Here is a 14,514-nt window from a genome sequence, read left to right as displayed (position 1 = left end):
GAGATTCCCCCGGTACGCAATTGCGCACCTGAGGTCTGGTCCTGCGGACCATCCCGGAATGACGGTGCGCGAAGATAGGACGGCCGAGACACGGCGAAGTTCGTCGCTGGTCAGGCGACGTTTCTGATCCAGTTATGCGGGTCGTTGGTGCGACCGTACTGGATGTCGACCAGCTTCTTGCGCAGGCCCATCGCGACCGGGCCGGCCGCGCCGCCGCTGATCTGGAAGTCGCCGCTCGCCGAGCAGACCTTGCCGATCGGCGAGATGACGGCCGCGGTGCCGCAGGCGAACGCTTCCTTCAGCTTGCCGCTCGCGGCATCGGTGCGCCACTGTTGGATCGTATAGGGCTCCTCGCGCACGCGGGTGCCGGCATCCTTGGCAAGCGCGATGATCGAGTCGCGGGTGATGCCGGGCAGGATCGTGCCGAGCGGCGGGGTCAGCAGCGAGCCGTCGTCGAACGCAAAAAAGACGTTCATGCCGCCGAGCTCCTCGATATAGCGGCGCTCGACCGCATCGAGGAACACGACCTGGTCGCAACCACGATCGATCGCCTCAGCCTGGGCGCGCAGGCTTGCGGCGTAATTGCCGCCGCACTTGACTGCGCCGGTGCCGCCGATCGCGGCACGCGTGTAATTTTCCGACACCCAGATCGACACCGGCGCCGGACCGCCCTTGAAGTAGGAGCCAACCGGCGACGCAATCACCGAGAAGATGTATTCCGCCGACGGCTTCACACCGAGGAAGACCTCGCTCGCGATCATGAAAGGCCGCAAATAGAGACTGCCCTCGCCGCCCGGGATCCAGGCACGATCGATCCGCACCAGCTGCTCAACCGCGTCCATGAACACGTCCTCGGGCAGCGGCGCCATCGCCATGCGCTCGGCCGAATTATGGAAGCGCCGGGCATTGGCGTCCGGACGGAACAGGTTCACGCCGCCATCGTCGCGCTTGTAGGCCTTGAGACCTTCGAAAATCTCCTGGGCGTAGTGCAGCACCGCACCGGCCGGATCGAGCGGGAAATTCGCGCGTGCCTCGATGCGCGCGCTATGCCAGCCCTTGCCCTGGCTGTAGCGGACGATCGCCATGTGATCAGTAAAGACCCGGCCGAAGCCCGGGTCCACGAGCCTCGCCGCGCGCTCCTTGTCGGGCGTCGCATTCGGCGAAGGCTGGATGTCGAAGTTCAAAGTCATTTTTCTTGCTTTCCGCTGTCGGAACCGACGCAATGTCTGGCGCCGGCCTGTTTCCCCCGGAGCCTCCCGGCTCGGCTTGGCCCGAACTTCACCACCACCGGCCCTGCGGCCGGTTGCCTGCGCCAACATGCCGTTTAGACATGCTTTTGCGGAATGCTGAAGTCCAGTATGTTTGCCGAAATGCCGCTCGACAATCGCACGGTAGTCCAATTTGCGGCCCAAACCGCCTCACAGGCTCTTTCAGGCCGTCTCAAACGCTGTCGAAGACAAAACGACCTAATGTTTCGTCGTAACAGGCAGTTTTGTAACATTGAACCCAAGATACGTCAATATGACTGACATAAATTTCTCAGGCATGGCTGCCAAGCCCGATTCGCAGGGAGATGACCACGCATCTGCGGCGGGCGGGCGCGATCTGCGCTGGGACATCATCGAGCTCTTGTTCTTCGCCTACCGCGACTTTGTCGGCGACGCCGACCAGGAGCTGGAGGCGTTCGGGTTCGGCCGTGCCCACCACCGCGTCATCCACTTTGTCACCCGATATCCCGGCCTGAAGGTCGCCGACCTGCTCGACGTCCTGCGCATCACCAAGCAGTCGCTCGGGCGCGTGCTCAAGCAGCTCCTGGACGAGGGCTACATCGTGCAGAAGACCGGCAACAATGACCGCCGGCAGCGCCTGCTCTACGCCACGCCGAAGGGCGAGGCGCTGGTCGGCAAGCTCGCGGGGCTGCAGACCGACCGCATCAACCGCGCAATCGCCGGGATCGATCCGGCCGGTGTGGAGACAGTTCGCCAGTTCCTCCGCGCGATGATCGACCGCGATGATCCCGACAAGGTGCTCGAAGCGATCTTCGGCGTCGGCAAGAAAACGAGGGAGTGAACCTGGTGCAGGCTGCAACCATGCTGCGGACACCGGCCGAGCCGGCCGACGACGCACCGCATCTGCTATTGGTCGACGACGACCGGCGTATTCGCGACCTGTTGTCGCGCTTTCTGTCCGGCGAGGGCTATCGTGTCACCACGGCGATGAGCGCCACCGACGCCCGCGCCAAGCTGCTCGGGCTGCATTTCGACCTGCTGATCCTCGACGTGATGATGCCGGGCGAAAACGGCTTCGACCTCGCCCGCTTCATCCGCAGCTCGTCGACGGTGCCGATCATCATGCTGACCGCCCGCCACGAGGCGGAAGCCCGCATCGAGGGCCTGCAGATCGGCGCCGACGATTATGTCGCCAAGCCGTTCGAGCCGCGCGAGCTCGTGCTGCGCATCGGCAACATCCTCAAGCGCACCGCGCCGCCGCAGGTCGTAACCGTCGAGCAGATCGCGTTCGGCCCCTACATCTTCCACATCGAGCGCAGCGAGCTGCGCCAGGGCGAGGAGATCATCCATCTCACCGATCGCGAGCGCGAGATGCTGCGCATCCTTGCGAGCGCGCCCGGCGAGACCGTGCCGCGCGCCGAATTGACCTCTGGCGGCACCGTCAATGAGCGCGCGGTCGACGTGCAGATCAACCGGCTGCGCCGCAAGATCGAGCACGATCCCGCCAATCCGCTGTTCCTGCAGGCGGTGCGCGGCATCGGCTATCGCCTGGTGGCCTCGCCGTAAGATGCAGCCATGAGCACGCTCGACACCGGCCTGACCCTGATCAAGAACGCCTCGCAGCGCGTCTCGAAGGCGAACGGCTGGATGGGCAATGCGTTCAAGAGCTGGATGCCGACCGGCCTCTACGCCCGCGCGCTGCTGATCATGATCGTGCCGATGGTGATCCTGCAGACCGTGGTCGCGTTCGTGTTCATGGAGCGGCACTGGAACACGGTGACGCGGCGGCTGTCGGCCGCGGTGGTATCTGACATTGCCGCACTGATCGACGTCTACAAGACCTATCCGCAGGACAAGGATCGCGCGCAGCTGCGCCGCATCGCCCAAAAGCTGCAGCTGGTGGTCGACTTCCTCCCCACCGGCGACATGCCGCCGCCGGGACCGAAGCCGTTCTTCTCGCTGCTCGACCAGACGCTCTCGGTGCAGCTCGGCCGCCAGATCAGCCGTCCGTTCTGGATCGACACTGTCGGCAAATCCAACCTGGTCGAGATCCGCGTGCAGCTCGACGATTCGGTGATGCGTATCTTCGCCCAGCGCAGCGCGGCCTACGCCTCTAATTCGGAGATCTTCATCTTCTGGATGCTCGGCACCTCGACGATTCTGTTGATCGTCGCCGTGCTGTTCCTGCGCAACCAGATCAAACCGATCCTGCGGCTTGCCGACGCCGCCGAAAGTTTCGGCAAGGGCCGCGAGGTGCCGAACTTCCGGCCGCGCGGCGCGCGCGAGGTGCGGCGCGCGGCACAGGCGTTCATCGAGATGAAGGCACGCGTCGAGCGCTCGATCGAGCAGCGCACCGCCATGCTCGCCGGCGTCTCGCATGATCTGCGCACCATCCTGACCCGCTTCAAGCTCGAGCTCGCCCTGATCGGCGAAGGTCCCGAGATCGACGCGATGCGCAAGGACGTCGACGAAATGTCGATGATGCTGGAGGATTATCTCGCCTTCGCGCGCGGCGATTCCGGCGAGGTGGCGCAGCCGACCGACATGGCGATGGCGCTGGAGGAATTGCGCAGCGACGCCGAGCGCCACGGCCACACCGCGACGGTGGCATTCCGCGGCCTGCCGGTCGTGACGGTGAAGCCGGCCTCATTCAAGCGCTGCCTCGCCAACCTCGTTTCCAACGCGGCGCGCCACGCCAACACCATCTCGATCACCGGTCATCGCGACCATCGCTATCTCAACGTCACGATCGACGACGACGGGCCCGGCATCCCCGCCGCGATGCGCGAGGAAGTGTTCAAGCCGTTCCTGCGGCTCGACGATGCGCGCAACCAGGACGAAGGTGGCAGCGGGCTCGGACTTGCGATCGCCCGCGACATCGCCCGCTCGCATGGCGGCGACATCATGCTCAGCGAGAGCCCGATGGGTGGCTTGCGGGCGGCGGTACGGGTGCCGGTGTAGCAAAGCTCTGCCTTCGGCTCGAAGCTCAGGAATGGCCGCTACCAGCGATAGGACAAGGTGCCGATGACCTGACGCCGTTCGCCGGCATAACAATAGCCGGACTGGCAGGTCTGATAGTGCTTGTCGAACAGGTTGGTGGCGTTCAGCCGCATCGTGGCTCCGAGCAATCGCCGGTCCAGCTTGCCGAGCTCGTAATCGATCACGGCATCGAACAATGTTGTCGCCGCATTCTGGAACGTGTTCTGGTCGTTGCCGAAGTTCGTCCCGATGTAACGGACACCCAAGCCGAGCCCGAGCCCTTCGACGTGGACGCCGGACTGGAACGTGTATTTGCCAAACGCGGCGAAGGAATTCCGCGGTATGCCGGAGAGCTCATTGCCGGTCGTATCGGGATTGCCCTGCGTGATCACCACGTTGAGATGGGTGTAGGCGGCGGTGAGATCGAATCCCTGCTTGAGCGCGAGCTTCGCCTCGAGCTCCACGCCCTTCGATTCGACCTGACCGGTTGCCGTCTGGAACGCCATGTTGTTGGGATCGGTGCGCAGCACATTGTCCTGCGTGATGTCGAACACCGCGGCGGTCAACAGCACCGGAACATGCGGCATCTGGTACTTGATGCCGGCTTCCGTTTGCTCGCCGGTGGTCGGCTTGAACGGCGATCCCGATGCGTCGACGCCGACCTGCGGGCTGAATGAAGTCGCGTAGCTGACATAGGGCGCAAGGCCATTGTCGAAGACGTAGCTGAGGCCCGCGCGGCCGGTAAAGGCGGTCGCCTTTTGCGTTGACGGCAAGCCGTCGAGACCCGCGGTCGTCGTCTGCGATACCCGGCTCTGGCGACCGTTGAGCGTCAGGACGAAGCCGCCGAGCCTGGCCTGCTCCTGGCCATAGACACCGACCTCGTCGGTCGACTGCTTGTTGAAGATCGAGAATGCCGGCGCCGCGATGGCCTGGGCGCCGTAGTTCATGGTCAGGAGATTGAGATCGGGAGCTGCGCCATATCCGATCTTGTCGTTGTAGTAGGAATGCCCGTAGTCAACGCCGAACAGGGCCGTGTTCCTGATCGCGCCGAGCATGAACTTGGCTTCGGCCTGATTGTCGAGCGTCACAGTATTGAAGCTGTCCAATATGCGCCAGGCGGAGCGCGACGCCAGATTGGTGCTGCTGTCGATCGAATCGATCTGGGTGTATTTCGCGTCCACGTCGACCTGATAGAAGCGGAAGTTCTGCCGCACCGTCCACACGTCGTCGACATTGTGCTCGAACGCGTAACCGATCCGATACTGCTTCTGGTCCATGGCGCTGAAGGCCGGATCATTCGAGTAGATGTTGGTCAATTGACCGTCAGCCGTGCGGAAGTTGCCGATGCTCGCGGCGGTGCGGCTGGTTTGATATTCGCTCAGGATGGTGAAGGACGTATCGGTGTCCGGCCGCCAGGTCAAAGCGGGCGCGATGTAGGCGCGATCGTCGTCATTGCCGGGATACCAGGTCTTCGCATCACGGAGCAAACCCGTCAGCCGGTAGTACAGTTGATCGCTGCCGGGCACCGGGCCACCGATATCGAAACTGCCCTGGTGACGGTCATAATTGCCGGCCTGCAGCTGCACCTCGCCGAACGGCGTCAACGTCGGCCGCTTCGTGGTGACATCCACGATGCCGCCCGGAGAGCCAAGGCCGTAGAGACCCGAAGCGGGACCACGGAGGATTGATAAGCTGTCGAGACCGTAGGGTTCGATCTTGGGAATGGCGAAGTTGCCGCCACCCTGGCGCAGGCCGTCCCGATAGATCCCCGTATAGGTCGCATCGAAGCCACGGATGTAGAAACTATCGAACCGCGGATCATAGCCGAATGCCGTGGTCGTGACGCCGGGCGTGTAGTTGACGGCGTCCTTGAGTGTCTGAACGTTGCGATCCCTGAGCTCCTTCTGCGTCACGACCGAAAGCGATTGCGGCGTCTCGAGCAGCGGCGTGTTGGTCTTGGTGCCGGCGGTGCTGTTGGTTGCCACGTATCCGGTCGTCACGCCGATCGCGCCTCCGGCGCCTTGCGCCCGCGGAGCCTGGCTCTGAACGGGCGCCGCATTGCGGCGCTGGTTTACAGCAGTCGTTCGCGAAGTCCTGGTGCGCTGACTTGAAGCAACGGCGCCGCGCTTCGTTGCCACATCAGGTTGATTCACCGTCACCGGAGGGAGCACGCTTACATTGTTCGGCGGAGCACTGGTTTGCGCCTGAGCGTTGGCGACGTTTGCCCCCGCTGGCACGAGCAACACCGAACCGAGAAACGCCGCATTGATCGCAGCCGTTGATCCGAGCAAGCCGCGCATGCTCCGCGACGAAGCCATTCCCACCAAACAATCCCCACACTGCCCAGGAAATCTTGACCGAGCCGCGCGTTCGCAACTCAGCGGGCATCGATTGGGGCGGACTTTTATCGGCGGGTTGAGCGAAATTCCACACGCGCAAAATAGAATCCATTGAAGCGCACACGATGCGAAACACTGGAACGATTCAAGATGCGCAACACTGGAGCGATTCAAAAACGACATGCTGTCGCAGCACACTTGCAGCGCGAAGAATGCGATGCGCGTCTTCGCTCTCTCAGATTGCTCGATCGCGAGGCACGCAGCGATCGTTCAATGATGCTGATTTCGTCCTGCAACCCCTTGGCATTGTGCGCGATCAAAGCCAACACCTCGCAAGTGATGCGCGCTATCCATGTCATCGCATCTAACGGGGCGAGCGAACGTGCGCTCGATGTTAGGCTGCGCGAAGCAGCCATCGCTCCTCGACAAGCAAGCTGCGAATTGGATTGCGTCCGCCTTCGCCGAGCTTCGGCGGACAAGTCGTCGCTTCAGCGCAAAATTGCTTTGCAATTTTGTCGCGAGCTTCTCGCAATGGAGGTGGTGCAAAGCGTCACAGCCTCTCGAGATGAGAGGCGATACATTCAGGCGCGCGACGTCAGTGCGCTGCGCCCTACTTCTGCTTGGGCAGCAGGCCCTTCAGCTTTTCCATGTCCTTGACGTTCATCTTCATGCCGCCGGGCATGACGATGTCACCGGGCTTCTGGTCGGCCTTGCAGGCGCCAAGCCATTTCGCCTCGATGGTCATCGTGGTGTCGCGGGTGCCGGCCGCGCCGCCCTCGGAATGCGAGGTGCTCTTGACCATGTAGGCGGAATTGAAGTCGCCGACGATCTCGGCGTGGCTCTGCACCGTCATGCCGGCGACGCTGCAGACGGAATCGCTGACATAGCCGGTCGCGGTCTTCTGGATATCCTGCTTGGAGCAGACTTCCTTGGCCATCGGCGATGCCGCCGCGCTCATTTCCTTGTCGGTGGTCTCGTCGGTGCAGTGCTGCATGGTGATTTCCGGCATCGGCCCGCCGGTACGCAGCATTTTCATCTCCCACAGCCCGGCCTTGCGGGTCGGCAGGTCGACGGCACTTGCGGCGCCGGCGGACAAGACAAGGCAAACAGCCGAACCAAGCAAGGCAAGCTGTCGGGTCATGCGGTGAGCTCCCGGCTGAACGATCGGAGAATGGAGCGGCGCGCTCAGTAGAGCGTGCGCACCGGCCTCTGAGCCGCGCCGTAGGGCACCCAGCGGCACGCAAAGGAGAGATAGCCGCCCGGATAGCGCTGCACCGCAAGGAACTTCACCACCTTGCCGTAGGAGGCGCAGTGATCGACAGCGAGCTGCCGGGCGTCGCTCTGGACCGCCAGCGTATAGGCGATAATACCGCCGGTATCATTGCCCTTGAACGGCGGCACCGGCTGCATCCAATCGGCTCGCGCCGGTACGACGGCCAGCATCCCGCAAACGGCAACCAGGCACGCGGCCAATTTCCTTCGCATCGCAGACTCCATTTCGCTTGAAGCAACATAGAGTGCGCCGGCCACCGTGAAAAGAACGAGCCGGTCGCTAGAAGTGGACTTCTCCGCAGGTGTTGCCGCGCTGCACTTGACCTTGCCGGGGCTTCGCGGCACCGTCCGCGCATCGGATCATCGGGTGGATTCCCATGCGCAACCTGTTCAACTCTCGCACTAAACTCGGCCAAAAGCTTGGCCTCGGCGCCGCACTCGTGGTCGGCCTGCTGGCGTTCGGGGGTACGGCCGAGGCCGCCAATCCGTTCGAGCTGAATTTCTGGCTGTCCGGCCCGCGCTATGACGGCAATGTGGCGCCCTGCGAGAGGGCGCTGAGGGTCATCAGCGAGCAATTCCAGGAAAAGGAAGCCACTTTCTGGAATTCGCCGCTCGTGATCACCGGCTTCAACCGGATCCACGAAACCGCCTTCCGCCCCTGGCAGGCCGACAATATTCCGCGTCGCTATTGCTCGGGCGACGTGATGTTGAGCGACGGCAAGGTGCGCGGCGTACACTATTCGATCATCGAGGACGGCGGTTTTGCCGGTGTCAGCGACTCACTCAGCCTCAGCCCAGGCGTCGAATGGTGCGTGACCGGGCTCGACCGCAACTGGGCCTACAACCCGTCCTGCAAGGCCGCCCGGCCCTAATCTCCGACCAGATTGCTGACAGCAGAAGCCGCCGCCATTCAGACGGCGGCTTTTGTTCTTGAAATGTTCCGGTGGCCTGTTAGGCTCCGGGCGGTCGAGTGAGGGGAGCGTTTGATGCCGCGGTTGGTCACAATTTCCCGATTTCTGATTTCGATTGCCTTTGTTCTATGCGGTGCGGTGGGGGCATCGGCCCAGGATCGCCGCCAGAATGCGCCGGGCGAGTTCGATTTCTACGTATTGTCGCTGTCGTGGTCGCCTTCGTTCTGCGAGGCGGCGAGCGAGCGCGGCAACAATGGCCGTGGCGCGCAGGCCCAGTGCAGCGGACGGCCGTATTCCTTCGTGGTCCACGGCCTATGGCCGCAATATGAGCGGGGCTTTCCGGAATACTGCCAGCGGCCCTCGCCGCGGCTCGCCCGCAACATCATGACCTCGATGCTCGACCTGATGCCGGCGCCCGGGCTGATCTACAACGAGTGGGACAAGCACGGCACCTGCTCCGGCCTCGGCGAGCGGGCCTATTTCGAAGCCATCCGCAAGGCCCGCGCTGCGGTGAAGATCCCCGAGGAATTCCTGCAATTGTCGGAGCCGAAGACGATCGCGCCCGACGAGCTGGAGGCGGCGTTCATCAAGGTCAATCCGGGACTCAGCAGCTCGGCGATCGCGGTGACCTGCGACAGCAGGCGGCTCAGCGAGGTGCGGATCTGCCTGAGCAAGGACCTGCAATTCCGTTCCTGCGAGGAAACCGACCGCCGTGCCTGTCGCCGTGATCAGGTGCTGATGCCGCCGGTTCGCGGCGGCTAGAGCGTTTTTGAGCGAAAACCTGTCCCAGACTTGATCCGGGATGGGCACCGCTTCGCGTGAAGACAACCCGTCAAAACAGGAAGCTGGAGCTCCGGTTCTGATTTCAGTCAGAACCGAAAATGCTCCAGCCCATTGCTTCGCGCCATTGCGAGGAGCAATCCATGACTTTCTCATGGTGAGACGGATTGCTTCCGTCTTCGCTTTCCGGACTTCGGCGGACAAAGTCGCTCCCCCCGCAATGACGTGGTAATTGCTATCCCATGAACTACCGTCACGCCTTTCACGCCGGCAGCTTTGCCGATGTCATCAAGCACATCGTGCTGGTACGCATGCTGACCTATCTGCAGGAAAAGCAGGCGCCGTTCCGCGTCATCGACACCCATGCCGGCGCCGGACTCTATGACCTGACATCGAGCGAAGCGCAGCGCAGCGGCGAATGGCTCACCGGCATCGCGCGGCTGATGCAGGCGCGACTCTCCGACAAGGCGCTGCCGCTGATCGCGCCGTATCTCGACATCGTCAGGGCATTCAATTCGAGAGGTGAACTGAAATCCTATCCCGGTTCGCCGTTGATCGCGCGTGCGCTGCTGCGGCCCCAAGACCGCCTCACCGCCTGCGAGATCGAACCGACGGCGCGCAAGCAACTGATCGATGCGTTGCGGCGTGATGCGCAGGCGCGCGTCGTCGATCTCGATGGTTGGACGGCGCTGCCCGCATTCGTGCCGCCGAACGAGCGGCGCGGTCTGGTGCTGATCGATCCACCGTTCGAGGCAAAGGATGAGTTCGAACGACTGGCCCGTGCTTTCACTGAAGCGTTCGCGAAATGGCCGACCGGCGCGTATCTTTTGTGGTACCCCGTAAAATCCCGGAGGGCCACCGACGAGCTCGCGCACAGCGTTGCCGCAGCGGCAGCAACAAGCCAGCCTGCCGGCAAATGCTTGCGTTTGGAATTCAGTGTGGCACCGCAAGAAACCGACGGCGGCCTCGTATCCACCGGCCTTTTGATGGTGAATCCGCCGTGGACGTTGGCAGGTGAGCTGAAGATCATCCTGCCCGAACTCGAGAAGCCGCTCGGTCAAGGCGGCGCTGGCCGCTTCAGACTCGAGACGCTCAAGGCTTAATCCGCAGCACCCACTGAAAAGTTCGAATTGATCGTAGGCAACGCGCGCGGAACCGTATTATGCTCATCCTGTTACGACTGGCTTTACGTTCCGCTTCCGCGAATGGTTGCGGCGGAGTGACAAGGCCGAAATAAATCCAGGCAGACCGGCGGCGTGACACCGGCCTGTTCAGGTGGCCAAGCTTCCGACAAGCGAATGTCGGTCAACCGCTACGCGGCGTGCGCGTAGCGGTGGAGCAATACGGGGGAGGAGTTTTCCCGATGGCCATGACTGGGACAGTCAAGTTCTTCAACGGAGAGCGTGGCTACGGCTTCATCAAACCTGACGATGGCGGCCGCGATGTGTTCGTTCACATCACAGCTGTCGAGCGTGCAGGATTGAAGGACCTGACTGAAGGACAGCGCATTACGTTCGAGGTTGAACCAGACAAGAAGGGCAAGGGCCCGAAGGCGGTCAACCTGGTGGTTTCATGAGGAGCGCTCGCGGCGCGCGGCTCGTGATGAACGCCAAATGAAGCGTTGCGTGTGATTTGACTGCCGGGCGCGGGGCTCGCGCTCGCTGCGTGACCACCTGCATGATGCGGACGCGACTGGCGGTGCCCGCATAACCGACACGTGCGGCGCGATTGGCTTCGCGAACGCCGTGGCGTGCGTGCTGCTGCGCATGATGTCCACGTCATCAGCACAAAGAAAAACCCGACCGCGCGAGGCGCGGCCGGGAGTTGATATCTGACGTTTTCTTGTTCTCAGAAGTGATAGTTGATGCCGGCGCGAACCAGGCTGAAGCTGTAGCCGTTCGACGCGCCGCCGGTAATCGTGAAGTTGCTGCTGGCGAGATCGATGTAGAGATACTCGATCTTGGCGCTCCAGTTCGGGGCAAAGCCCATTTCGGCGCCGGCGCCGACGGTGAAGCCCGCATTGGTATGCGTCTCCGAAATGCCGAAGGTTTCGCCGCGCAGCTCGCCGAAGGCGAGACCGCCGGTTGCGTAGAACAGCACGTTGTTGACCGCATAGCCGGCGCGGCCGCGCACCGTGCCGAACCACGGATTGGAGAACTTCCAGGGCGCGAACCGATCGTCCGCTGCGGAGCCCTGGATATCGGCTTCGATACCGAACACCCAGGGGGTGCCGTTCTGGAAATTGTAGCCGGCCTGCACGCCGCCGGCGAAGCCGGACGGCTTGGTCGGGTTGTTCTCGACCGAACCCCAGCCATAGCCGATGTTGCCGCCGAGGTAAGGGCCGGCCCAGCTATAGGCGTTGAGCGGCTGATGGACGGTATAGGGCGATCCGTAGTTGAGGTCGGCCGACGCCGCCGAGGTCGTCCAGCCTGCGACGATCAGTGCCAGCGCACGCGCAACCAACCGGGTCATTATACTCTCCACCACGCAACTGCCGCAGCCCGCCGGCCAAGGCCAGCGTGGTTACGGAATTCCACTTTTTTCGCTAAGGTTTATCGAGAGTTTTAAGTTAAAGGGCTGTTAAGCCCGGTTACCGGCCCGCTCATCAATCTTAACAATGTGTTACCCACCCACCCGGGTCGACCCGCGGGGTCGGTAACCTCCTGCAATCGGGCTTGTTTTTCTGGCGCCGCCAACGCTGGCGAGCGGTCGCCCAAGCGCTTAATTTACGGCCCATGGTTCACGATTCTCCCGAACGTCCGACGCCGGCCCCGAAGCCACGGCGCGGTTCAAAGTCCGACCTGCCACAGGACGATCCGACGCTCGACACGAGCGACGTCGATCCCGAAACCTCCGCAGCCGAGGAGGAGGATGAGGCGCGTCTGCCGGACGCTTCGGACGACGCCACCGAGGCGGTTGCCGAGGGCACGCTCTCGGTCGGGCACGCCGCGATCGAGAACGCGGTTCGCCTCGCCCCGACCTCGCCCGGCGTCTACCGCATGCTCAACGCCGCCAACGACGTGCTCTATGTCGGCAAGGCGAAGAACGTCAAAAAGCGGCTGTCGTCCTATGCGCGGGCCAACGCGCCGCTGCCGGCGCGCATCCTGCGCATGATCGCCGCGACCACGCATGTCGAGATCGTCTCGACCACGACCGAGACCGAAGCACTGCTGCTCGAAGCCAATCTGATCAAGCAGCTTCGCCCGCGCTTCAATGTGCAGCTGCGCGACGACAAGTCGTTTCCCTATATCCTGATATCAGGCGATCACTGGGCGCCGCAGATCCTCAAGCATCGCGGCGCGCAGTCGCGGCCCGGACGCTATTTCGGCCCGTTCGCCAACGCGGGCGCGGTCAACCGCACCATCACCGCGCTGCAGCGCGCCTTCCTGATCCGCTCCTGCACCGACGGCTTCTTCGAAAGCCGCACCAGGCCCTGCCTGCTCTATCAGATCAAGCGTTGCGCCGGCCCCTGCACGCGCGAGATCGATTTCCCCGGCTACAGCGAGCTGGTGCGCGAGGCGACCGAATTCCTCTCCGGGCGCAGCCACGCCGTGAAGGAGCTGCTCGCGGCCGAGATGGAGAAAGCCTCCGGCGAGCTCGAATTCGAGACCGCGGCGCTGTACCGCGACCGGCTCGCGGCGCTGTCGGCGATCCAGTCGCAGCAGGGCATCAACCCGCGCACGGTCGAAGAAGCCGATGTGTTCGCGATCCATCAGGAAGGCGGCTATTCCTGCGTCGAGGTGTTCTTCTTCCGCACCGGCCAGAACTGGGGCAACCGCGCCTATTTCCCGCGGGCCGAGAAGAGCTTTACGCCCGAGGAGGTGCTGTCCTCGTTCCTCGCGCAATTCTACGACGACAAGCCGCCGCCGAAGCTGATCCTGCTGTCGCACGAGATCGAGGAAAGCGCGTTGCTTGCCGACGCGCTGTCGGTCAAGGCCGGATCGAAGGTCGAGGTCTCCGTGCCCAAGCGCGGTGAGAAGAAGGAGCTGATCGGCCACGCGCTCACCAACGCGCGCGAGGCGCTCGGCCGCAAGCTCGCCGACACCGCGACGCAAAGCCGGCTGCTCGAGGGCATGGTCACCACGCTCGGCCTGCCGCACACGCCAAAGCGCATCGAGGTCTACGACAACAGCCACATCCAAGGCACCAACGCGGTCGGCGCAATGATCGTGGCCGGCCCCGACGGCTTCATGAAGAATCAGTACCGCAAGTTCAACATCAAGTCCGAGGGCCTGACACCCGGCGACGACTACGGGATGATGCGCGAGGTGCTGGAGCGCCGCTTCAAGCGGCTGCTGAAGCCGCCGGAGGGCGAGGCCGCCGCCAAGGACGGCGCAAAGACCAAGGCGGACGACGATTCGTTCCCGCAATGGCCCGACCTCGTCATCATCGACGGCGGCCGCGGCCAGCTCAACGCGGTCAGGGAAATTTTCGGGAATCTCGGGCTGACCCAGGTCTCGCTGATGGCGGTGGCCAAGGGACCGGAGCGCGACGCCGGGCGCGAAACCCTGTTCATGCCGGACCGCGAGGCCATCAAGCTGGAGCCGCGGGACCCGGTGCTCTATTTCATCCAGCGGCTGCGCGACGAGGCCCACCGCTTCGTGATCGGCTCGCACCGCAAGCTGCGCAAAAAGGACATCCGCGAGGCCGGCCTGCAGGAGATCCCAGGGATCGGCCCGTCGCGCAAACGTGCCCTGCTGCACCACTTCGGAACTCTCAAGGAGATCGAGCGGGCCTCGATCGCCGACCTCGGCAAGGTTCCCGGCGTCAGCGCCGAGAGCGCCCGCAAGATTTTCGAGTTTTTCCACGCCCAGCCGGGTTAAACGAAAGACGAGTCATCAGGGCGTCGCCCGCGACGGGGCAACTAGGGCATGATGCGGGCAATGTTCCCTCGCGACAAACGCGAGGCGTTTGCGCGGAGATCATGCATAAACAAGGAGCTAAAGTGCCATGAGGATTCGGCGTAATCTCACCGCGCTTTGGCCTGCGCACGGTTGACCTTCT

At 63.2% G+C, this 14,514-nt stretch carries 14 protein-coding genes; 9 read left to right on the top strand and 5 right to left on the bottom strand.

Annotated elements, in window-relative coordinates:
* Positions 1 to 110: 110 nt before the first annotated feature.
* Positions 111 to 1,190 (bottom strand): branched-chain amino acid aminotransferase, encoded by a 1,080-nt coding sequence (locus G6P99_RS08435; RefSeq protein WP_165127760.1) that lies wholly within the window; start codon positions 1,188 to 1,190, stop codon positions 111 to 113.
* Between the two features lie 331 nt (positions 1,191 to 1,521).
* Between G6P99_RS08435 and G6P99_RS08430 the strand changes: the two genes are divergently transcribed.
* Genes G6P99_RS08430 through G6P99_RS08420 form a run of 3 tightly spaced genes read left to right on the top strand, consistent with a single transcriptional unit; the run spans position 1,522 to position 4,190 of the window.
* The gene (locus G6P99_RS08430) at positions 1,522 to 2,070 is read left to right on the top strand and encodes a MarR family winged helix-turn-helix transcriptional regulator (RefSeq protein ID WP_035977134.1); all 549 of its coding nucleotides are present in this window, start codon (positions 1,522 to 1,524) and stop codon (positions 2,068 to 2,070) included.
* Positions 2,071 to 2,090: 20 nt separating this feature from the next.
* Positions 2,091 to 2,795, top strand: coding sequence for a response regulator (locus G6P99_RS08425; protein WP_371261187.1), 705 nt, complete (start codon positions 2,091 to 2,093; stop codon positions 2,793 to 2,795).
* Positions 2,796 to 2,804: 9 nt separating this feature from the next.
* Positions 2,805 to 4,190 carry an ATP-binding protein gene (locus G6P99_RS08420; RefSeq protein ID WP_029081948.1) on the top strand — a complete coding sequence of 462 codons (1,386 nt, stop codon included), beginning with the start codon at positions 2,805 to 2,807 and terminating at the stop codon, positions 4,188 to 4,190.
* Positions 4,191 to 4,228: 38 nt separating this feature from the next.
* Here the strand turns inward: G6P99_RS08420 and G6P99_RS08415 are convergent, their stop codons facing one another.
* On the bottom strand, positions 4,229 to 6,208 hold the full coding sequence (locus G6P99_RS08415) for a TonB-dependent siderophore receptor (RefSeq protein ID WP_246709472.1): 1,980 nt from the start codon (positions 6,206 to 6,208) through the stop codon (positions 4,229 to 4,231).
* 489 nt (positions 6,209 to 6,697) lie between these two features.
* Between G6P99_RS08415 and G6P99_RS08410 the strand changes: the two genes are divergently transcribed.
* Positions 6,698 to 7,204 carry a hypothetical protein gene (locus G6P99_RS08410; protein WP_156928675.1) on the top strand — a complete coding sequence of 169 codons (507 nt, stop codon included), beginning with the start codon at positions 6,698 to 6,700 and terminating at the stop codon, positions 7,202 to 7,204.
* Here the strand turns inward: G6P99_RS08410 and G6P99_RS08405 are convergent.
* A complete protein-coding gene (locus G6P99_RS08405) occupies positions 7,158 to 7,688 on the bottom strand; it encodes a DUF3617 domain-containing protein (protein WP_029081946.1) in 531 nt (176 codons plus the stop codon). The genes G6P99_RS08410 and G6P99_RS08405 overlap by 47 nt on opposite strands.
* Before the next feature lie 44 nt (positions 7,689 to 7,732).
* Positions 7,733 to 8,032, bottom strand: a complete 300-nt coding sequence (locus G6P99_RS08400) for a hypothetical protein (RefSeq protein ID WP_029081945.1) — start codon at positions 8,030 to 8,032, stop codon at positions 7,733 to 7,735.
* 164 nt (positions 8,033 to 8,196) lie between these two features.
* Here G6P99_RS08400 and G6P99_RS08395 point away from each other — a divergent pair, with 164 nt between their 5' ends.
* The 4 genes from G6P99_RS08395 (at position 8,197) to G6P99_RS08380 (ending at position 11,086) form a co-directional block, all read left to right on the top strand.
* Entirely contained in the window at positions 8,197 to 8,691 is a 495-nt protein-coding gene (locus tag G6P99_RS08395) for a hypothetical protein (protein ID WP_029081944.1), read from the top strand.
* A gap of 114 nt (positions 8,692 to 8,805) precedes the next feature.
* Positions 8,806 to 9,492, top strand: coding sequence for a ribonuclease T2 family protein (locus G6P99_RS08390; RefSeq protein ID WP_051346421.1), 687 nt, complete (start codon positions 8,806 to 8,808; stop codon positions 9,490 to 9,492).
* Positions 9,493 to 9,752: 260 nt separating this feature from the next.
* Positions 9,753 to 10,613: a 23S rRNA (adenine(2030)-N(6))-methyltransferase RlmJ gene (locus G6P99_RS08385; protein WP_029081942.1), complete on the top strand. Its 861-nt coding sequence runs from the start codon at positions 9,753 to 9,755 to the stop codon at positions 10,611 to 10,613.
* Positions 10,614 to 10,873: 260 nt separating this feature from the next.
* Entirely contained in the window at positions 10,874 to 11,086 is a 213-nt protein-coding gene (locus G6P99_RS08380) for a cold-shock protein (protein WP_016844477.1), read from the top strand.
* A 272-nt stretch (positions 11,087 to 11,358) separates the two neighbouring features.
* Here the strand turns inward: G6P99_RS08380 and G6P99_RS08375 are convergent, their stop codons facing one another.
* Entirely contained in the window at positions 11,359 to 11,982 is a 624-nt protein-coding gene (locus G6P99_RS08375; RefSeq protein ID WP_029081941.1) for an outer membrane protein, read from the bottom strand.
* Positions 11,983 to 12,245: 263 nt separating this feature from the next.
* Here G6P99_RS08375 and uvrC point away from each other — a divergent pair, with 263 nt between their 5' ends.
* Positions 12,246 to 14,333 carry an excinuclease ABC subunit UvrC gene (gene uvrC / locus G6P99_RS08370; protein ID WP_165127756.1) on the top strand — a complete coding sequence of 696 codons (2,088 nt, stop codon included), beginning with the start codon at positions 12,246 to 12,248 and terminating at the stop codon, positions 14,331 to 14,333.
* Positions 14,334 to 14,514: the final 181 nt, after the last annotated feature.

Source organism: Bradyrhizobium sp. 6(2017), from assembly GCF_011058295.2.
GTDB lineage: Bacteria > Pseudomonadota > Alphaproteobacteria > Rhizobiales > Xanthobacteraceae > Bradyrhizobium > Bradyrhizobium septentrionale.
The sequence above is the reverse complement of the archived record's forward strand: the minus strand, read 5'-3'. Positions and strand labels throughout refer to the sequence as shown.